This window comes from Pantoea stewartii (assembly GCF_011044475.1).
In the GTDB taxonomy this organism is placed as follows: Bacteria; Pseudomonadota; Gammaproteobacteria; order Enterobacterales; family Enterobacteriaceae; genus Pantoea; species Pantoea stewartii.
The window spans coordinates 3,843,018-3,863,196 of sequence record NZ_CP049115.1; the positions used below are offsets into that span (position 1 = coordinate 3,843,018).

22 protein-coding genes are annotated in these 20,179 nt (G+C 54.3%); 15 read left to right on the top strand and 7 right to left on the bottom strand.

Annotated elements, in window-relative coordinates:
* Positions 1-46: 46 nt before the first annotated feature.
* Positions 47-439: a YgiW/YdeI family stress tolerance OB fold protein gene (locus G5574_RS18045; protein WP_006118076.1), complete on the top strand. Its 393-nt coding sequence runs from the start codon at positions 47-49 to the stop codon at positions 437-439.
* A 33-nt stretch (positions 440-472) separates the two neighbouring features.
* Here the strand turns inward: G5574_RS18045 and dbpA are convergent, their stop codons facing one another.
* The gene (gene dbpA / locus G5574_RS18050; RefSeq protein WP_110268633.1) at positions 473-1,852 is read right to left on the bottom strand and encodes an ATP-dependent RNA helicase DbpA; all 1,380 of its coding nucleotides are present in this window, start codon (positions 1,850-1,852) and stop codon (positions 473-475) included.
* Positions 1,853-2,586: 734 nt separating this feature from the next.
* A complete protein-coding gene (locus G5574_RS18060; protein WP_164483256.1) occupies positions 2,587-3,447 on the bottom strand; it encodes a LysR family transcriptional regulator in 861 nt (286 codons plus the stop codon).
* 86 nt (positions 3,448-3,533) lie between these two features.
* Here G5574_RS18060 and G5574_RS18065 point away from each other — a divergent pair, with 86 nt between their 5' ends.
* From G5574_RS18065 to G5574_RS18085, 5 genes are all read left to right on the top strand, one after another.
* Positions 3,534-4,697 carry a cyanate transporter gene (locus tag G5574_RS18065; RefSeq protein WP_164483003.1) on the top strand — a complete coding sequence of 388 codons (1,164 nt, stop codon included), beginning with the start codon at positions 3,534-3,536 and terminating at the stop codon, positions 4,695-4,697.
* A gap of 219 nt (positions 4,698-4,916) precedes the next feature.
* Entirely contained in the window at positions 4,917-6,572 is a 1,656-nt protein-coding gene (gene lldP, locus G5574_RS18070) for an L-lactate permease (protein ID WP_033738598.1), read from the top strand.
* Positions 6,569-7,339, top strand: a complete 771-nt coding sequence (gene lldR, locus G5574_RS18075; RefSeq protein WP_033738599.1) for a transcriptional regulator LldR — start codon at positions 6,569-6,571, stop codon at positions 7,337-7,339. The genes lldP and lldR overlap by 4 nt, the downstream gene beginning before the upstream one ends.
* On the top strand, positions 7,339-8,526 hold the full coding sequence (gene lldD, locus G5574_RS18080; protein ID WP_058701167.1) for an FMN-dependent L-lactate dehydrogenase LldD: 1,188 nt from the start codon (positions 7,339-7,341) through the stop codon (positions 8,524-8,526). The genes lldR and lldD overlap by 1 nt, the downstream gene beginning before the upstream one ends.
* Before the next feature lie 45 nt (positions 8,527-8,571).
* Positions 8,572-9,000: an OsmC family protein gene (locus G5574_RS18085; protein WP_164483004.1), complete on the top strand. Its 429-nt coding sequence runs from the start codon at positions 8,572-8,574 to the stop codon at positions 8,998-9,000.
* A 304-nt stretch (positions 9,001-9,304) separates the two neighbouring features.
* Here the strand turns inward: G5574_RS18085 and G5574_RS18090 are convergent, their stop codons facing one another.
* Positions 9,305-9,535: a hypothetical protein gene (locus G5574_RS18090; RefSeq protein WP_006118085.1), complete on the bottom strand. Its 231-nt coding sequence runs from the start codon at positions 9,533-9,535 to the stop codon at positions 9,305-9,307.
* Between the two features lie 107 nt (positions 9,536-9,642).
* On the bottom strand, positions 9,643-9,813 hold the full coding sequence (locus G5574_RS18095) for a hypothetical protein (RefSeq protein WP_006118086.1): 171 nt from the start codon (positions 9,811-9,813) through the stop codon (positions 9,643-9,645).
* A gap of 401 nt (positions 9,814-10,214) precedes the next feature.
* Here G5574_RS18095 and G5574_RS18100 point away from each other — a divergent pair, with 401 nt between their 5' ends.
* The 4 genes from G5574_RS18100 (at position 10,215) to G5574_RS18115 (ending at position 13,680) form a co-directional block, all read left to right on the top strand.
* Positions 10,215-10,523, top strand: coding sequence for a PTS sugar transporter subunit IIB (locus G5574_RS18100; protein WP_006118087.1), 309 nt, complete (start codon positions 10,215-10,217; stop codon positions 10,521-10,523).
* Positions 10,524-10,608: 85 nt separating this feature from the next.
* Positions 10,609-11,919 (top strand): PTS sugar transporter subunit IIC, encoded by a 1,311-nt coding sequence (locus G5574_RS18105; protein ID WP_033738601.1) that lies wholly within the window; start codon positions 10,609-10,611, stop codon positions 11,917-11,919.
* A 3-nt stretch (positions 11,920-11,922) separates the two neighbouring features.
* A complete protein-coding gene (locus G5574_RS18110) occupies positions 11,923-12,237 on the top strand; it encodes a PTS lactose/cellobiose transporter subunit IIA (RefSeq protein WP_006118134.1) in 315 nt (104 codons plus the stop codon).
* A 12-nt stretch (positions 12,238-12,249) separates the two neighbouring features.
* The gene (locus G5574_RS18115) at positions 12,250-13,680 is read left to right on the top strand and encodes a glycoside hydrolase family 1 protein (RefSeq protein ID WP_058708263.1); all 1,431 of its coding nucleotides are present in this window, start codon (positions 12,250-12,252) and stop codon (positions 13,678-13,680) included.
* A gap of 25 nt (positions 13,681-13,705) precedes the next feature.
* Here the strand turns inward: G5574_RS18115 and G5574_RS18120 are convergent, their stop codons facing one another.
* Both G5574_RS18120 and G5574_RS18125 read right to left on the bottom strand, forming a co-directional pair.
* Positions 13,706-14,719 (bottom strand): LacI family DNA-binding transcriptional regulator, encoded by a 1,014-nt coding sequence (locus G5574_RS18120; RefSeq protein ID WP_164483005.1) that lies wholly within the window; start codon positions 14,717-14,719, stop codon positions 13,706-13,708.
* Positions 14,720-14,810: 91 nt separating this feature from the next.
* Positions 14,811-15,458, bottom strand: a complete 648-nt coding sequence (locus G5574_RS18125; protein ID WP_033738779.1) for a CPBP family intramembrane glutamic endopeptidase — start codon at positions 15,456-15,458, stop codon at positions 14,811-14,813.
* 481 nt (positions 15,459-15,939) lie between these two features.
* Here G5574_RS18125 and G5574_RS18130 point away from each other — a divergent pair, with 481 nt between their 5' ends.
* Both G5574_RS18130 and G5574_RS18135 read left to right on the top strand, forming a co-directional pair.
* Positions 15,940-16,236, top strand: coding sequence for an I78 family peptidase inhibitor (locus G5574_RS18130; protein ID WP_033738606.1), 297 nt, complete (start codon positions 15,940-15,942; stop codon positions 16,234-16,236).
* Positions 16,237-16,444: 208 nt separating this feature from the next.
* Positions 16,445-16,765 (top strand): hypothetical protein, encoded by a 321-nt coding sequence (locus tag G5574_RS18135; RefSeq protein ID WP_006118139.1) that lies wholly within the window; start codon positions 16,445-16,447, stop codon positions 16,763-16,765.
* Positions 16,766-16,777: 12 nt separating this feature from the next.
* Here G5574_RS18135 and G5574_RS18140 read toward each other — a convergent pair whose 3' ends face one another.
* Positions 16,778-17,029: a biofilm development regulator YmgB/AriR family protein gene (locus tag G5574_RS18140; protein WP_006118140.1), complete on the bottom strand. Its 252-nt coding sequence runs from the start codon at positions 17,027-17,029 to the stop codon at positions 16,778-16,780.
* 700 nt (positions 17,030-17,729) lie between these two features.
* Here G5574_RS18140 and iraP point away from each other — a divergent pair.
* From iraP to G5574_RS18155, 3 genes are all read left to right on the top strand, one after another.
* Positions 17,730-17,984: an anti-adapter protein IraP gene (iraP, locus tag G5574_RS18145; protein WP_006117590.1), complete on the top strand. Its 255-nt coding sequence runs from the start codon at positions 17,730-17,732 to the stop codon at positions 17,982-17,984.
* A gap of 116 nt (positions 17,985-18,100) precedes the next feature.
* On the top strand, positions 18,101-18,403 hold the full coding sequence (locus tag G5574_RS18150; RefSeq protein WP_164483006.1) for a PsiF family protein: 303 nt from the start codon (positions 18,101-18,103) through the stop codon (positions 18,401-18,403).
* A 223-nt stretch (positions 18,404-18,626) separates the two neighbouring features.
* Entirely contained in the window at positions 18,627-20,159 is a 1,533-nt protein-coding gene (locus G5574_RS18155; RefSeq protein ID WP_058708266.1) for an FAD-dependent oxidoreductase, read from the top strand.
* Positions 20,160-20,179: the final 20 nt, after the last annotated feature.

Genomic DNA, 20,179 nt, shown 5'->3' on the forward strand with positions numbered 1-20,179 from the left:
CAGTGAGAACGCAGCATGGATACTTTTCTCTATAAAGGAGTAAGCGATGAAAAAATTAGTACTGGCGACCTTACTGGCGGTAGCGACCACAGGGGCTTACGCGGAAGAAGGTGGCTTCAAGGCAGGTGATACGCCGCCGCCACAGCATAAACAGGATGCAGGCTACAAAGGGTCAGAAGACACAGGACAGACGCACATCGATCAGATTCGTGACTTTCGCCAGGGCGGTTACGTCACGCTGGAAGGTTATATCGTAAAAAAAGTCGCGGACAATAATTATCAGTTTCGTGACAGCACCGGCACTTTAACCATTATTGCGCCGAAGAAAACGTTCGATGGCAAAACCTATTCCGCTGACGACAAAGTTCGCGTCAGCGGTAAAGTGCACGGAAAAGGTGACAAAACCACGCTGCACGTTATGCGGATCGATGAGCCATAATCGGCAGGGCGAGAATGATTCTCGCCCTTTCTTTTAGTCTTTCAGCAGTACAGCCCGGCAGGTTTTGCCTTTGATTTTGCCCTGCTTAAGTTTGACCAGCGCAGATTTTGCCTGAGCCGCTTCAATCGCTACATAAGCATGCGTCGGGGTGAGATCAATCTTACCGATCTGATCGGCGCGATAGCCTGCTTCTCCTGTCAGCGCACCCAGAATATCGCCGGGCCGAATCTTGGCCTTACGCCCACCATCAATGCAAATCGTCATCATGGCTGCCGGCAACGGCTTACTGCTTTTCCTGAGCGCACTGGCGGCAACCCATGGCAGCTTCTGCTGCAGGAAATCTTCTAACGCATGCGCGCGCGCCATTTCATCGGCCGCGACAAAACTCACGGCAGCGCCTTCTTCGCCCGCCCGCGCGGTACGGCCGATACGATGCAGATGCACTTCGGGATCCCACGCCAGCTGGTAGTTCACCACCAGCGACAGCGACTTGATGTCCAGGCCGCGGGCCGCGACGTCTGTCGCCACCAGCACGCGACCACTGCCGTTAGCAAACCGGATCAGCACACGTTCGCGATCGCGTTGTTCGAGATCGCCATGCAGGGGCAGGGCGCTGATATCGCGGGCGTTAAGCGCGGCGGCAATATCATCACATTCGCGTTTGGTGTTGCAGAACACCACACAGGACGATGGCTGGCGTTCGCTGAGCAGGCTAATCAGCAGCGACAATTTTTCGCCGTGCGTCGCTTCAATAAATTGTTGTTCGATTGCCGGCAGTTCGCTGACCTCTTCCGTCACGACGCTCAGCGCATCACGTTGAAAGCGCTGGCTCAGTGTTGCAATGCCGTCTGGCCAGGTGGCAGAGAACAGCAGCGTCTGACGCGCGGCGGGCGTGGCGGCGATAATGGTTTCCATATCGTCACGAAAGCCCATTTCCAGCATCCGATCGGCTTCGTCCAGCACCAGCGTGCGCAGACTGTCGAGCTGCAGCGTTTCGCGCTTGAGATGGTCAAGAATACGGCCCGGCGTACCGACCACAATCTGCGGCGGATGCACCAGCGAATCGCGCTGCGCACTCATGGGCTGGCCGCCGCATAAGGTCAGGATTTTGATATTGCGCGTGAAGCGCGCTAACTGCCGCAGAACGTTGCTGACCTGATCGGCCAGTTCTCGCGTCGGACATAAAATCAGCGCCTGAGTCTGAAAACGCGCACTGTCGATATGATGCAACAGGCCAATACCAAATGCGGCCGTTTTGCCGCTGCCGGTTTTTGCCTGCGCACGAACGTCGCGTCCGGCTAAGATAGCGGGCAGTGAGGCGGCCTGGACCGGCGTCATGCGGGTATAGCCCATCTCGCGCAGGTTATCGAGCTGACTATCGGGAAGAGAATTAAGCGAGGAAAAAGCGGTCACGGGTGCGGCCTCTGCGGCTGTAAGTTGGGGCATCATTGCGAGCGCAAGTCTGTCAGAAAGCGTACACAACAGCAATGTTAACCTGCAAACCCTGCGCCGGGCGGCGCTTTTATCTAAGAATAAACTGAAGATGAAAAAGATTAGTTGGGAAATTTTAATCAATTAAAACGTCAGATGTGAAACCGCTTACATGGACTAAGCCATTAAGATTAAGAATGTTTTTTCTAATATTTTCTTTGTAATACACAATTTAAAGTTAATCAGATTATTCCGCATTTGCGACGGAATTAACGCATTAATAATGCAAAAGTATCGCCAGAAGAGAAGATGAAAACGACTTGTAAACGCCTTTATATTGAGGAGGATACATCGATATCACTACTGGCAGAGGATTTTTTCATTGAATAATATCCCGCAGATCTTGCATGAAGACGTACTTAAAATCGTAGGTCGTGCAGTCCTGACATTGCATCTCTATGGGGAAAGCTTATCGGCAGATAAAGTGGCCTCTATGATTGGATGTTATGCCGAAGACGATCCGGTGGCTTCTGATGGCGCCCATCTCTATACGCTTGCGATGGCGTTAATGTCACAGACGAGGGAGGCTCGGGTTTAGCGTCGCCTTCATTCGGCTGTCCGCGCCCCATGCCAGCTTTCTGACAGGGGGCGCGTCCGCATCTGCACGCGGTTTCTGGTTTTACAGCGTCCTTTACCACTGCCTGTCAGTGAAAAACTCACTGCCAGTGCAGATCGGCAAATGTCACCAGTGCCTCTGCCAGCTGGCGCTGAAGCGCCTCATCCGGCTGGCGACAAAACAGCGCCAGCTCAAAAGTGTCAATCACCGGCAAGCCCTGCTGGTCGCCCAGCACACGGTGTGCAGGCAGACGACAGCTGGCAGGCAACAGCGTAACGCCCAGGCCCTGGGCACTGGCGGCAGACAGGGCCACAAGGCTGGCACTGCTGTAACCGATGCGCCAGCTGCGGCCCAGCCCATCCAGCGTCTGGCAGATCTCCTCGCGATAAAGTCCCTGTTGAGGAAACAGGACCAGCGGCACCGGCGAATGCTCAAAGCAGGGATATGCGGCGCTGTCCAGCCATAACAGCGGCTCGGGTCGGGAAGCCAGCGGGCGTTCACCGTAAGGTTGCTTAATCAGCATGATATCCAGTTCCTCCCGCTGCCAGGCCCGACGTAGTTCTACCTGCATCCCGCTCATCACATCCAGCCGCATATGGGGATGTTCGCGACTGAACTGCGCCAGCAGGGCAGCCGTAGGGGCCGCAAAATCTTCCGGAACGCCAAGCCGCAGCACACCATCGCGCCACTTATCGCTCAACACATCGAGTGCTTCGCCATTCAGGGCAATGATACGGCGGGCATAACCCAGCAGCTTCTCGCCTTCCTCCGTGATGGTTACCTGATGTGATGAGCGAGCCAGCAGGGCTTTTCCCACCCTCTCTTCCAGTCGCCGCACCTGCTGGCTCACTGTTGATTGCGACAGGTGCACGCGATCGGCGGCACGGGTGAAGCTGGCGGTTTCGCAGACCGCAACAAAGCTCAGAAGCTGCTGGGGCGTGAACATAGGCTGGCGATTCATTTTTCCACTGCCTGTCATGATGATATTCCATTTCCAAATAGTAACCACAGCTGTCAGGCTGACAAGGTTTACTTCCAGGATGGCCCATGAAAAAAGAGAATATTGTGATCGTTACCGCCCTGGTGCTGGCGGGACTGAATATGCGTCCACTGATGACCTCCGTCAGTCCGTTGCTGGATCAGTTACGCGAAAGCATTGGGCTCTCCGCCTTGGCAGCGTCACTGCTGCCTGCGATTCCCATGATGATGATGGGAGCGATAGCGTTAATCAGCGCACCACTTATGCAGCGTGTTCAACTGCGCGGACTGCTGTGTGGCGGACTGGCGCTGTTAGTGTTGGCGCTCCTCAGCCGCCTTTTTGTGGCGCAAGGCGAATCGCTGGTAGGGAGCACGCTACCGGGCGGCATTGGTATCGGGATAGTGCAAATGGCGATGCCGGGCTTTATCCGCCAACGCTTTCCACAACGCAGTGCGATGATGACCGGGCTGTGGTCTGCGGCCCTGATGGGCGGGGGCGGACTGGGTGCCGCATTAACACCGTGGTTAAGTGCTCACCTGAGCTGGCAGATGGCCCTCAGCAGTTGGGCCGTGCCTGCGCTGCTGGCCATCCTGCTTTGGGCGTGGATGCCCGGGGTGACGTCGCCAGCGCGCGCGTCGGTCGTGATGCCTTCACTATGGCGCAACGCGCGCGCCTGGATGCTGGCGCTCAGCTTTGGTTTAGTGAATGGCGGTTATGCCATTTGCGTAGCATGGTTGCCTGATTTCTACCATCAACTCGGCTGGAGCGCACAGGCGGGCGGAAGCCTGTTGGGCGTGATGATTACCTGCCAGGTCGCCGGGGCGATGGTGTTTCCGCTGTTGACGCGCGGCCCGGATCGACGGCCGCTGTTGCTGTTAACGCTGATTTTTCAGCTAAGCGGTATGCTTGGCCTCCTGTTTGCACCGCTTTACCATCCATGGCTGTGGGTGGGAATGGCGGGCGTGGGTCTGGGTGGTGCTTTTCCCCTGGCGCTGGTGCTGGCGCTGGACCATCTGGCGCATCCGCATGCGGGCGGACGACTGGTGGCGTTCATGCAAGGGATTGGCTTTATTATTGCCGGCAGTATGCCCTTTATCGCCGGTCAGTTACATGCACTGACCGGGGATTTCTCCACGATCTGGTGGCTCCAGTGCGGCGTTACGATTGGACTGGTCGGGTTAAATCTGCGTTTTCATCCGCAAAGTTACAAATACGCCTTTACACAACCGTGATTGGTCCGACCAAAACAGCTAAACCTTTTCAGTGGTTCACATAACGTTAAAATTAAAGCCGTAACTGTTGCCTTGGGTTAACAGCGGGTTAAGTATCTGTAACGGATAAGCCCTAACTGGCAAAATTGGTAGGACCAATAAGCAGAGCGGGCGTGACAGATGCGCCCTGTGTTTATGCCCGTCGCGCATCGCTCTCATCACCTTTCTGGAGATAACGGCATGCAGGTCTGGCAGCAAAATTATGATCCGCTCAATAACATCTGGCTCTCCAGCCTGATTGCGTTACTGCCTGTTCTGTTTTTCTTTTTTGCGTTGATTAAGCTAAAGATGAAAGGCCATCAGGCTGCCACCATCACTGTCATGCTGGCGCTGGGAGTTGCGCTGCTGCTGTATCATATGCCGTGGCAGCAGGCGCTGGCCTCAGCGGCCTACGGCTTCCTGTACGGCCTGTGGCCCATTGCCTGGATTATCGTGGCCGCGGTCTTTGTCTATAAAATCTCGGTCAGGACGGGACAGTTCGATATCATTCGCGCGTCCATCTTGTCGATCACGCCGGATCAGCGCTTACAGATGCTGATTGTCGGTTTTTCCTTTGGTGCCTTTTTAGAGGGCGCGGCAGGTTTTGGTGCGCCGGTGGCGATCACGGCTGCGTTGCTGGTAGGGCTGGGTTTTAATCCGCTTTATGCCGCAGGGTTATGCCTGATCGTGAATACCGCGCCGGTGGCGTTTGGTGCGATGGGTATTCCCATTATTGTCGCCGGGCAGGTTACCGGTCTGGACAGCTTTGCCATCGGTCAGATGGCCGGACGCCAGCTGCCTTTTTTAACCGTCATCGTGCTGTTCTGGATCATGGCGATCATGGATGGCTGGCGCGGGGTGAAAGAAACCTGGCCGGCGGTGATGGTTGCGGGTGGGTCGTTCGCGATAGCCCAATTCCTGAGTTCAAATTTCCTGGGCCCGGCGTTACCCGATATTATCTCTTCGCTGGCATCACTGGTTTCCCTGACTCTGTTTCTGCGCGTCTGGCAGCCGGTTCGCATCTTTCGCTTCAGCGATGCCGAAAATCAGACGGCGACGCAACCCGCACGTCAGCAGACGTATACGACAAAGCAGGTCATTCGCGCCTGGATGCCCTTCCTGTTTCTCACCGCAACGGTAACGCTGTGGAGTATCCCGCCCTTTAAAGCGCTGTTTGCCAAAGGGGGTGCACTGGCCAACTGGGTGATGAGCATTCCCGTCCCTGGCCTGCATGACTGGATTACCCGGATACCGCCGGTTGTGGCACAGCCCAGCGCCTGGCCCGCCATTTTTAAACTGGATCTGCTGTCTGCAACCGGCACTGCCATTCTGATTGCGGCAATTGTGGCGATTATCTTTCTGAAAATGAAACCCAGAGCGGCAGTCGGGACATTTGTCGAAACACTGAAATCCCTGATGTTGCCCATCTACTCCATTGGTATGGTGCTGGCCTTTGCCTTTATCTCGAACTACTCGGGTTTATCAGCCACGCTGGCGCTGGCCTTAGCGCACACGGGCCATGCCTTTACCTTTTTCTCCCCCTTTCTGGGCTGGCTTGGCGTGTTTCTTACCGGTTCGGATACCTCCTCCAACGCGCTGTTTGCCGCGTTGCAGGCCACCACGGCGCAGCAGATTGGCGTTTCCGATATCCTGCTGGTGGCAGCGAATACCACGGGTGGCGTCACCGGTAAAATGATCTCTCCCCAGTCGATCGCTATTGCCTGTGCAGCGGTCGGTCTGGTCGGCAAAGAGTCCGATCTGTTCCGCTTCACCGTAAAGCACAGCCTGATCTTCACCGGCCTGGTTGGGGTGATGACCACGCTGCAGGCTTACGTTTTTCCCTGGATGATCCCATGACACCAAACGATCCTTTACCGATGCGGCTTAAGCACTATATCCGCGATCATCAGCTTGAGCCGGGCATGCGTTTGCCCGCCGAGCGTCAGCTGGCGGCCGCGCTGGGCGTTTCCCGTTCGTCGCTGCGTGAAGCTATTCAGCAACTGATCAGCAGCGGCGTTTTGATGAGTCGGCGCGGTGACGGTACCTGGCTGCGTCAGCCGCAGGAGCCCTGGTCTGAGCAGCGCATCGTCGAGCCCATTCGTCAGCTTCTCGCCAACGATCCAGACTACCGTTACGACATTCTTGAAGCGCGCCATGCGATAGAGGGAAGCACGGCCTGGCATGCGGCACTACGGGCTACCGAGTCAGATAAAGAGCGTCTGCGGTACGCCTTTGATGCCACGCTGGCGATGAAAGAGAGTGACGATCCCCATCTGGCCGGGCAGGCCGATCTGCGCTTTCATCTGGCCATCGCAGAAGCCTCACATAACATCGTGCTGCTGCAAACCATGCGGGGGTTATTCGATTTACTGCACTCGTCCATGCTGCACAGTCGTAAGCTGATGTACATCAGACCGGTGATTTTTGACCGCCTGACCGATCAGCACCGGGCGATGCTCGACGCGATTTTACTGGGCGATGCCGAGGCTGCCCGGTCAGCCGCCATGGATCATCTGGGTTTTGTTCACACCACGATGAAAACACTTGATGAAGACGAAGCCAGGCAGGCGCGAATTACGCGTTTGCCGGGTCATGACCTGCACAATCACAAGGAAAACCGCTGATGATCATCTCTGCCGCCAGTGACTATCGCGCCGCCGCGCAGCGCATTTTACCGCCTTTTCTGTTTCATTATCTGGATGGCGGTGCCTATGCAGAGCATACGCTACGGCGGAATGTTGCCGATCTGTCAGACGTGGCGCTGCGCCAGCGCATTCTCCGGAATATGTCGGCGCTCAGCCTGGAAACCACGCTGTTCAGTGAAACGCTGTCCATGCCCGTCGCGCTGGCACCGGTTGGGCTGTGTGGCATGTACGCGCGTCGGGGGGAAGTGCAGGCCGCGCGCGCTGCGGCGGGCAAAGGGATTCCGTTTACCTTATCGACCGTCTCCGTTTGCCCGATTGAGGAAGTGGCACCGCAAATCAGTCGGCCCATGTGGTTTCAGCTGTATGTGCTGCGCGATCGCGGCTTTATGCGTAACGTCCTTGAGCGGGCGAAAGCGGCGGGCTGCACCACGTTAGTGTTTACCGTTGATATGCCAACGCCGGGCGCACGCTATCGCGATGCGCACTCGGGCATGAGCGGCAAGCACGCGGCCCTGCGCCGCTACTGGCAGGCTGTCACGCACCCACGCTGGGCACTGGATGTTGGGCTACAGGGCCGACCACACGATCTGGGCAATATTTCCACCTATCTGGGCAAACCGACCGGGCTGGAAGACTATATTGGCTGGCTGGCAAAGAATTTCGATCCGTCGATTTCCTGGAAAGATCTGGAATGGATCCGTGAGTTCTGGGACGGGCCAATGGTGATTAAAGGCATTCTGGATCCGGAAGATGCCCGCGATGCGGTGCGGTTTGGTGCCGATGGCATTGTGGTCTCAAACCATGGCGGACGCCAGCTGGACGGCGTGTTGTCTTCGGCTCGTGCCTTACCGGCCATCGCGGATGCGGTGAAGGGGGATATGACGATACTTGCCGACAGTGGCATCCGTAATGGGCTTGATGTGGTGCGCATGATTGCGTTGGGCGCAGATACTGTTCTGCTGGGACGGGCCTTTGTTTACGCGCTGGCCACACATGGCCAACGTGGCGTCGAACATCTGCTGACGCTGATTGAAAACGAAATGAAAGTCGCGATGACCTTAACAGGCGCGAAGTGTATAGCCGATATCAACCAGACGTCGCTGGTGCAGGCGAATGCGTTGCTGGGCGAAGTGGCCCTGCATCCGGCCTCATGCCCGGCAAACTGAGCGACGTTGTCTATACTTACCTTCTTTACCAACAGGAGGAATGATATGACCATTCATAAGAAAGGTTCGGCGCATTGGGAAGGCGATATCAAAGGCAAAGGCACAGTCAGCACAGAAAGTGGTGTACTGAACCAGCAACCTTACGGCTTTAACACCCGTTTCGAAGGGCAGAAAGGCACCAATCCGGAAGAGCTTATCGGCGCAGCACATGCCGCCTGTTTTTCAATGGCACTGTCGCTCATGTTAGGTAACGCAGGCCATGAACCTGAAAGCATTGATACCAGTGCCGATGTGTCGCTGGACAAAAAAGGTGAAGGCTTCGCGATTACGAAAGTGGCGCTGACCAGCACCATCTCGCTGCCGGGCATTGATAACGACACCTTTGATGAAATTATCAATAAAGCTAAAGCCGGCTGTCCGGTTTCGCAGGTGCTTAATGCAGAGATCACACTCGATTACACGCTGAACAACTGATCGCTTACCTGAGTCGCCTTCTGGCGGCTCCCGCAGCAATCTTGCAGCATCCGGATGCGCCTCAGGGCGCATTTTCGCTTTCTTCAGACGAACACTGAAATGGCAAAAAAGACGGAAAAGGGGGGCGGGTTTTGCTGAGCATGGGTGGCGGACTGCTGCTGATCCACAGGGCCGCAATGCTATGGGGCTGAAAACCTGGCTGTCGCGCCACAAACTCGGCGTGTTGCTGATGGTGGTACTGCTGCTGGAGGTAATCTGTTTCCTTCTTACCGCCTCGTGGCTGCCATGGAATGCATGACAGCAATCAGGCGTAAATCTCTTCACTCCGCTTCACACGTACATCCGTGCGCGCAATACGGTACGCCTTGCCGGGATCGCCCGCGACAAACTCAAACGTAGGTGAGTAGTAAAACGGCAGCCAGCCACCGTATCCGCTTTCCCATTCCCAGCGAACCGGACAGGGCCACAGAATGCCTTCATACAAAATGTAATAAACCCAACGCCCGGTAGGACGGCGGGGACGACTACTTTTCATGGGATTCACAACTGTGTTGGTGTAGAACAGCTTATATTTTGAACGTTAAGCGGCAACCTTGCAATGTCATCGGCTACTTTTTGTGCCATTCGCCCTGTACCGCTTTCTTAACGATGCACTTCGCCACATATCAGCACGACGTTAGGACGCACTTTATGGATACGATTTGCCATGACTTCACAGGCGGTTTTCGTCGGATAAATGCGTTCCGATACCGGTAAAGCTTCACAGGCATCGTGTCCACACGCGCTGACCAATAACACAAAACCAATTAACATAACCGACTCCTTATCCCGGTCCGCGTACTGCGAGAAGGGTGAGTGTTCCTTTATATATCACCAGTATAGCTAATTGCCGCCGGACGCCCGTGTTACGGCAGTCGGTATCGGATTGCTCTGAGCAATTATACGCGTTACCCGCTTATCAGGCAGTGAATTCTTACCCATCACTGCGATGGACAGCGCCGACGATATGGCTGAGTGAACCGCCGTTTTATTGCCTCAGCATGACGAGAAACGGGCTTCCTGATAAGGCTTATTCAGGTGTTTATTCGCCCCGAACCTCTTTAATGCTCGCTTTTTGATACTTCTCACACTTCTGATACGCAAATCTGAAACCGGTTGCAGAAAATTTTCACCCTGTGTATTCGTTAATCATTCACTACAAAGAGGAATACACCATGACGAAGATTTTACTGTGCTGTGCTGCGGGCATGTCCACCAGTATGGTGGTGCAGAAAATGGAAAAGGCGGCGCAACAGCAAGGGCTGGACGTCGAGATAAAAGCTGTGGGGATTGAAGAGTTTAGAGACGATATCGCCGATTACGACTGCTGTCTGCTCGGGCCACAAATCAAATACAAGCTGGCCGATTTTCAACCGATCGCCCAGCAATACAGCAAGCCGGTTGCGGTCATCAACAGTATGGATTACGGCATGATGAATGGTGAAAAAATATTAAGCGACGCACTAAAGCTTATTCATACCTGACACCAGGGAGGTCCGGGATATATCACGCGAAACCCGCACTGCGTCAGGCAGGTTATTCTCTTTTGCCTCAGCAAGGAGTCAGGCAATGAGCCACTTCAGTGAATCTCTATTCGGCGTCATCGAAAACCGTATTAGCCCACTGGCGGGCCGTCTTTCCAGCCAGCGTCATGTCATCGCTATCCGGGACGGATTTATTGCCTCCATGCCGTTTCTGATCGTGGGCTCGTTTATGCTGTTGTTTGCTCATCCGCCTTTTTCGGCAGACAGCAGTTGGGCGTTCGCACAGTGGTGGCTGGGCATGGTAAAGGCGCATGAAGAACAAATCATGATGCCGTACAACATGACGATGGGCATTATGGCGCTCTATATCGCCAGTGCCATCGCCTATAACCTGGCGAACAGTTATAAGATGAATGGCTTTATGGCGGCCAGTCTGTCGCTGATGGCGTTTCTGGTGGTGGCGGCACCGCAGAGCGGCAAAACGTTGCCGGTTGGTTCGCTGGGCGGGGAGGGCATTTTTACCGCCATTCTGGTCGCGCTCTTTGCGACCGAGCTGATGCACGTTCTGCAGAAATACAACATCGGTTTCAAACTGCCCGAGCAGGTGCCGCCGAAGATCCGTCAGTCGTTCGATTTGCTCATCCCGATTATCACGATTTTTATCACGTTGTTTCCCCTGAGCCTGTGGGTACAGGCGCAGTTCGGCATGTTGCTGCCTCAGGCCATCATGGCTATTTTCTCGCCGATCATCTCTGCCTCTGATTCACTGCCTGCCGTGCTGGTGGCGGTACTGCTGTGCCATCTGCTGTGGTTTGCAGGCATTCATGGGGCGGTGATTGTCGGGGGCATATTGCAGGCTTTCTGGCTGACCAATCTCGGTCTGAATCAGCAGGCGCTGAACGCGGGAGAACCCATCAGCCACGTGTTTATTGAACCCTTCTGGCAGTTTTTTATTGTTATCGGTGGCTCCGGTTCGACGATGGGGTTGGTGTTGCTTTACTTACGCAGTCAGTCAGCACATCTGCGATCGATTGGAAAACTGAGTGTGGTGCCCAGCATGTTCAACATCAACGAACCGGTCATTTTTGGTTCACCGGTCGTGATGAACCCCATTCTGTTTATCCCTTTTATTCTTGCCCCGTTAGTCAACGCCGTCATTGCCTGGATCGCCACCAAAACGAACCTGATTAATCACGTGATCTCACTGGCTCCGTGGACGACGCCCGCCCCCATTGGGGCCGCCTGGTCAACCGGCTGGGACTGGCGCGTCATTGTGTTAATTGCCGTGCTGGTCACTATTGCCACGCTGATCTACTACCCGTTTTTCAAAATGTACGAGCGTCAACTGCTGCAGCAAGAGCAACCCTCTGCCGCAGCGCAACCGGTTAAGGAGTAACCCATGGAAATCGATGAAAGCACGGTAATCGAACTGATTATCCAGGCAGGCGAAGCTCGCTCCTGTTCGATGGAGGCGTTGCGGGCGGCGCGGCAGCAAAACTGGGCGCAGGCGGACAGTATGCTCAGTGCCGCAACCGCGGCGGCCAAAGCAGCCCATCAAACGCAGACGCAGCTCATTGGCGCTGATGAGGGCAGCGGAAAGATTCCGGTCAGTCTGATTATGGTCCATGCTCAGGACCACCTGATGAACGCAATGCTCTGTCGCGAACTGGCTGAGGAGATCATTCAACTGCGCCGGGAGTTAGCCGCACGTTAAACAGGAGGTTATATGCAACATTCGACATTGCCCGCGTTTCCCAGGGACTTTCTCTGGGGCGCGTCCACCTCAGCTTATCAGGTTGAAGGGGCCTGGAATGAAGAGGGCAAAGGGCCTTCCGTCATTGACCAGGCAACCTTCCATCAGGACCTTACCGATTTTACCGTTTGCAGCGATCACTATCATCGTTTCAGAGAGGACATCGCGCTGCTGGCGGAGATGGGGTTAAAAACCTACCGCTTTTCCATTGCCTGGAGCCGTCTTTATCCGGAGGGCGATGGTGCGTTGAACCCGGCGGGCGTGGCTTTTTATCAGCAGGTGATCGATGAACTCTGTCGGTACGGCATTACGCCGCTGGTCACCCTTTATCATTTTGATTTGCCTTGGGCGTTGCAGCAGGCGGGCGGCTGGTCTTCACGGCGTACAGTGGCGGCCTTTGAGCGTTTTGCCATCACCTGCTTTGAGCACTATGGTCGTCAGGTTAAGTACTGGCTGACCATCAACGAACAGAACATGATGATCCTCAAGGGCGATGTGATTGGTACGTTGCCACCCGGCACCGCCGATCCGCAGAAAACGCTGTATCAGCAGAATCACCATATGATGCTGGCACAGGCAAAAGCGATGATCGCCTGCCATGAACGGTTGCCGGATGCCAAAATTGGCCCGGCACCCAATATCTCCTGCGTCTATGCCGCCAGTGCGCGGCCGGAAGATGTGCTGGCAGCCGACAATTTCTCTGCAATTCGCAACTGGCTCTATCTGGATCTGGCGGTCCATGGTCGCTATAACGCCGTGGTCTGGGCTTTCCTGAGGCAGCGCGGCTGGTTACCGACGATCGAAGACGATGACATGGCCATCATCGCCGCAGGCAAGCCGGATTTTATCGCCTTTAATTATTATGCGTCCGCGACGGTGGGAGCCGAAGGCGAGGGTGAGCAAAGCGAAAATAAACCTCGGCCCGATCAGCAAATGGCGGGCATTGATCGGTCGGTTTATGTGGGATGTGACAATCCGCATCTCCGGCAAAATCAGTTCGGCTGGTATATCGATCCGGTGGGTTTTCGCATTACGGCGCGCCAGATTTATGCCCGCTATGCTTTGCCGCTTATCGTGACCGAAAACGGGTTGGGTGCCTTTGATCGGCTGGAGGCCGATAATAAGGTACATGATGATTACCGTATTGCGTATCTGCGCGAACACATTGCGCAACTGCAGCTGGCACTTGCCGATGGGGTGGAACTGTTTGGCTATTGTCCCTGGTCGGCAATAGATCTGGTAAGTACGCATCAGGGCATCAACAAGCGTTACGGCTTTATTTACGTCAACCGCGATGAAAAAGATTTAAAGGATCTGGCACGTTACCGTAAGAAGAGTTTTTTCTGGTACCAGAAACTGATTCGCAGTAATGGCGCAACGCTGAACGATTCAGTCGACTACTGATGGTGCGCGGCAGGGATGCCGCGCCTTACTGTTTATAAGGCCCGTCAGTGACCGAGGCCCGTTCGATCAGGTGGCCGCTAAACGGCGGCAAGGCCGTGACCGCTTCCCCTTCCAGCATCGCCACCAGCTGCGCCAGCGTGTGCTGAATCATCTCTGCGACCGGCACATGTACCGTGGTGAGCGGCGGCAGAAAAAATTCCGCCATACGAATATCATCAAAGCCCAGCAGGGAGACATCCTCCGGCAGCCGTTTGCCCGCAGCGTTCAGCGCCAGCGCGGCCCCAATAGCCATATCGTCATTACTGGCCATCAGTGCACTAAATGGCATGTCCGATTCAAGCAGCGTTTTTGCCGCCGCCATGCCGCTGGCGGGCGTCCATGCACCCTGCACGATCAGCGCACGGTCCGCTAAGCCATGCTCGTCAAGCGCCTGCTGATAACCGGCCAGGCGGGCCGCAGCGGTCGGTGAGCCTGCCAGACCCGTAATGAAAGCGATGTCGTAATGGCCGCGCGTAATCAAATAGCGGGTGGCCTGAAAGGTATTCTGCTGATGGGTGGCCCAGACGCAGTGTGCCGGATGACGCTGCAACTGACGATTCACCACCATAACGGGAATGGCGTGCTGCTCAATAATGGCATCCAGCGCAGCGGTATCCAGAAAACGGGGATAGATAATGATGGCGTCACAGCGCAGGTCGAGCAGAAACTCAATGGCGGCACGTTCATCGTCAGCGCTGGTTTTACCATCCGCCAGAATAAGCTGCCGGCCATAGTTATTCGCCAACGTAGCAGCCTGAAACAGCAATTCGCTGAAGTAAGGCCCATTGAATAAAGAATGGGTAACGATAAGCCCGATATTCTGGGATTTCTGCGTCGCCAGGCTACGCGCCAGCAGGTTAGGGCGATAACCGGTTTCCGCCACAGCCTGAAAGACCTTCTGTTGCGTACTCTTACTGACGTAGCGATTTCCCGCCAGCACGCGCGAGACGGTGGCTTTAGAGACGCCGGCCTTGCGGGCCACATCCAGCATGGTAATCATGGGCTTTCTGACCATCCCTCCCTGTTAGTAAAAGATACACGCTGATTTTACGCAGGTTAGTGATGACCTGGTAACAAAAAGGGTAGCGGGATCAGGCGAAATACCAGGCAGGCAGAATCGCAATCAGATTATTCAGCGTATGCAGAAAGACCGGCAGGGCCAGCGTATTGCTGCGCAGCCGGGCGTAGCAAAGCAGCATAGAAAACAGCGTCAGCGCCACTACCGTTTCCCAGTGGACATATTGCGTATGCATGAGCGCAAACAGTAACGAGGTCAGTAATACACAGGCAAAACGGCTGTTAGGTGCCCACAACAGAAATCCCTGTAATAAAAAGCCGCGAAACAACACTTCCTCAAACACAGGAGCCAGTAAGACGGCGGTCAACAGCAGGATAAGCATCGAACTGGGCCCCTGCTGAGTTTGTGCGACCAGCCAGCCTTCCGGCTGCAAATACTGCGTTTGTGCCACCATTAAAATAAACAGCGCGCCAATAAACAGTAAAGTCTGACCGGAACGCAAAAAGCCCAGAGGAATATCGGTACGACGCTGGCAATAAAAGCGATACAGCGGATAGATAACGGCAAATTCAAACAGGCAAAGCACAGGCACCAGTAAACCGTCATTACGCAGAATACCGTAATTAGGAAACAGGGTAATCAACATGGTAACGAGGTAATAAACAACAAAGCTGCCGACATAAAACAGTGTCAACGTCACTCTGTCGGAATTGGTGTTCATAGGCGACCCAGCCAGCGAAGATAAACGCATAGTAGCAATGCCTCAAATCGCTGTCGAGAGAGCCGATCACACAATGTTAGCTGTTTATTACGCTACGTAAATGAGTCTGGGTTAATCAGTTAAAAATCAGTACCTTGCCTGCGTTACACTCTGTCGCCTGTCAGGTCGCCCAGCCTGTCAGACGTGAAACCGCACCCGCAAACGGGCCGCTTATCGCACCCGAACCGCAATCAGTGTCATCACGACGGCAAAGCAGATAAAAATCACAAGTTCCATAGTAGCCTCCTAAGATAATTCTTAGTAAGGTTAGCGCCTTGTATTTGAAATTCTGAACGGTAAGTGCCTTTACACTGGTTATTTGGCAATAAGGCAGCATTTAATGCTTAATAATGTGTGAATCGCTTGATTTTAACGATTCAACCCGGTGGTGGGGCTTGTTACGCTTCAGGTCAGGGTTTAACACGGTTACAGGAGAACATACGTGAATCATTACGGAAAAGTGCTGGTGGCAACCGGCTTCTTACTGCTGACGGCCTGTCAGTCCACCACGCAGCCTGATACGGCAGCCGTCCCGCCCGGCAAGGAAGCGGACAGTTGCGGTGCCTCTCATTACCAAAACTTTGTCGGCAAACCGCTGTCCGCCCTTGAGCAACAGCGTTTCAGTCAGAAGGTGCGCGCCATTCCGTGGAATTCTGCCGTCACGATGGATTTTAATTTCGCCCGCCTGAACTTTCTGGCAGACAAAAGCGGTACTATCACCCAGGTCTATTGTGGTTAAGCGTTAAATAAACCGCGCATTGTCATTGAGGTGTCATGGGAACAGAGGAAGATAAGGCCGGTATTCTGCTGTCTTCAGCCTGTGGTCGTCTGGTCGCACTGAGCCAGCAGGATCGGGATTTCCTCGTCACATCAATTTGCAATGCTCGTCTTGTTTATTCCCGCTCTGGCGGGAATTTTTTTCTGGCTCAGTCTGGAAGGAGCAACGCATGTACTCTCGTCCACGCCTCTCACTGTCATTACTGTTGCTGATCAGTCCGGTCGCACTGGCTTCCAGCCCGACGGCATGGCAGGAAAACCAACAGGTCATGCGGCAGGCCTGTATTAATGCCAGTACGCTAAGTAAGGTAAAAATCGTGGGACAGCCCATCGACTATGATGACAGCGTGGGTTACAGCGCCTTGTTACTTGAGGGGCATTACCCACAGAAGCAAATGAAAAACCGGCGTGGGCGTGAACTCTGCCTGTTTCAACGCAGCAGCGGCCGTGCCAGTGTAAGTGAAGCCCGTCAGCTCCGTTGGGTGAAATAGCATAAAGGCGGCCTACTCACGTGGCCGCGCTTCCATCAACTGGGCCAGTAAACCCCGGTAACGCTGCAGGCGCTGCTCATCCCCTTCAAACTCCAGTTTATTAATGACGCGTGCGATTATTGCCTTATTCGTTGTCGGCTGGCCTGCTTCCATCAGTTCACGCAGGATAACGGCCAGCAGATCGGACTCCGGCAGCACGTTCCAGTCCGGGCTGTTGAAGTAATCAGTGATAGCACGACTGGCACTATTAGATTGGACGCTCATTCCCCGTCTCCGCAAACAGACCCTTTGCCCGGTGCGCAACGGCGCAGCAGGCAGAAGCTACTGAATGATGGGCTCCCGGAAAGAACGGCAAGGGTTTTATCGGGAGCGTTTCGTTGGTCAGAACAGCCAACGTCCCGCCCGTACCTGGCGGTTTTTTAAACATAGGTGGGCCAGAGAGGATTGTCAGTAACAGCCTGAAATATTTTTCAGATGTGATGAGTGAAAATCGAATAGTGCTAATATGCAATAAGGCATTTTTTCAGATTATCTTGATGAAAGACAAGCTGTTGCACTGAATCAGGTGCGTTTTTGGCGCAGCCAAAGGGCTGAGTAGCCCGTCATTATCGGGCCGGGAGGCATCCTGTTGTCCAGGTGGAAGGTTAAGGAACAGGGGGACCGACTGCCCGCAATCGCGGGGAGATTTTTCTCACGTTAACGGGAATGAAAACGGCCGTTATCGCTTGTAAGAAAAGAATCTCTGCTAAAAAAAGCCAGCCGGGAATCTTTATTTTATTTCGACTGAGTGAGTCAGCGTGTTATTTCATTGCGATAACAACGTTTCGTTTTCCGGCAAAATAAATGCAATAAAACCGTAGCGACAAAATGGCCTGAGTCGGGCGCAAAGCGGGCTGAAAAATCACTTTGTTTTTTAATCTGACGAATGCTAATTTTTATTTGTCTTACACGAAGGGGCCCCGGCATGAAAAACCTGATTGCTGAGTTGCTAATCACCCTGGCAGAAAAAGAAGAGGCGTCAAAAGAGCAGGTTGCACAGATCGAAGCGCTGGAAATCGTGGTTACCGCGATGCTGCGTTTGCTTCCACCCGAGCAGCATCACGCTATCGTCAGCAGTATTGAAACCGCCATGATGAATGCCGATGTAGATCATAATGATAAAAATACGGTCCTGCTAAAACGTTATGTCACGCGCTTACTTAATCGTCCGCGTATCTGAAAAGTGCCACCGACAATTCAGATTTGCGATATCTGCCTTATTCCCTGATAAACGTATTCCGTATAGCGTGTAACGTGCCAGAATTAATCTGTTTTCATCAAGAGGGAGTGAATACAATGAAACGCGGTTTAATGACGCTAGTGTTAGCAGGCTTACTGGTGGGCGGCAGCGCCAGTGCGGCTGAAAAAACGGCACAACAGCAAAAAATGGCCATGTGTAATGAACATGCCACGTCACAAGCGTTGAAAGGCGATGTGCGAAAGAAATTTATGAGCGATTGCCTGAAAAAGGACAGTAAGGTCGCCGACATGTCGCCGCAGCAGGTAAAAATGAAAACCTGTAATCTGCAGGCCGGTGATAAAAAGCTGACGGGGGAAGCACGCAAAACCTTCATGAGTCAGTGTCTGAAGAAAAGTTAACGTTCGGTCGGCCATTTCGGTGGCCGCTTTAGTTTTCTCCTGCCTGCGCTGTCACATCCTCACGTATTTTTAATTTCCGCTTAAACAAACAGTTAGCAAAAAATCCTGACGTTAAAACCGAAGTCTGGCCGATCCTTTGCCACACTTACTGTTTACAGGCATTTGCGCAGAAGCCCTGTTGATCTGCGCGTTCAGCCGTGACAGTCGGAGAAGGAGCTATGTCGTGAACTATCAATTTGTGGTCGCTCTGAAGGATTTACCGCACCGCCAGCCGGTTAAAAAAAAGCTCGGGGAAACAGAGCTGCTGTTAATTCGTGATGGCGACAACGTACACGCTTACCAGGCGAAGTGTCCCCATGCCGGCGCACCCCTTGAGCAGGGTGCCATTTGTGAAAACCGGCTGATCTGTCCCTGGCATAAAGCCACTTTTGAACTGGACAGTGGCAAAATGTGTGAGCCGCTCGCGCTGGCCGATCTCAAACAGTATCCCGTGCGCATTGAAAACGAGGCGGTTCTGGTGAATCCCAAAGCCATGTCGCCTGCGACTGCGATAGGCAGTGGAGCCGCTGCGCCGGTCTTTGTCGTGCTGGGTGGTGGCGCAGCCGGGAGTGCGGCGCTATGGCGGTTACGTCACGAGGGGTTTAAAGGGCGGCTGATCCTGATTGAGCAGGAGCCTGATGCACCCTATGATCGCACGGCGTTAACCAAATTTGTCCCCTCGGGCAAAATGGACATCGATGAGGTGCCCTCACTGCTGGGTGAGGACATCATGGCGCACGTAGAACGCCTGCAAAAGCGCGTGGAGCGGATTGATAACCATCAGCACCGGATAATATTTGCTGACGGTACGACGCTGCAATTCGATAAGCTCCTGATTGCCACAGGTGGCGCGCCCGTCAAACCTGCGCTGGCCGGGCGCGATCTGGCTGGCGTTCATATCCTGCGCAGTAAACAGCACACCGCAGACTTACTGCAGGCGGTCGATGACACTCAACAGATTGTCATTATCGGCAACAGCTTTATCGGCATGGAACTGGCCTCCTCACTGCGTAATCGCGACATTGATGTCACCGTCATTGCGCGTCATCCGCTGCCGTTTGCGAAACAGTTTGGCGAAGCCGTGGGTCGCTATTTTTATCAGCTCCATCAGGCGAACGGCGTAAAGTTTATCGAAGGCGAGATCGATGCCCTGCTGGGCGAAGACCATGTTAACGCGGTACGACTAAAAACGGGCAAGCATATTGCCGCCGATGTGGTGCTGTTTGCGACCGGCGTTAAACCCGCCACACACTTTATTCATGATTTGCCGCTGCTGGAGGATGGCAGCCTGCAAACGGACGAACAACTCCGGGTGGCCGAGAATGTCTGGGTGGCAGGCGATATCGCCACGTATCCTTCTCCCCAGGGGCCGTTGCGAATCGAACACTTTCGTGTTGCCGAACAACAAGGACAGACAGCGGCCATCAATATGCTGGGCAATATCCGTCACTTTGATCGGGTGCCGTTTTTCTGGACCGCGCACTACGGTACGCGCTATGAATATCTTGGCCATGCGGCGGACTGGGATGACTACCAGTCGGTGGGCTCGCTGGAAGAAAAGGAATTCATGGCGTTTTATGGCAAAGAAGGGCAACTGGCGGCGGTTTTCTCCTGTGGCCTTTACACTCTGACCGCCGCGCTGGTTGACAACATGCAGCAACCCATGACGGTGAAGCAGGCGCTGGCGCTTTATCAGGACTACCGTTCCGCCGGCTAGTGGGGAGGCGTCTGGCAACG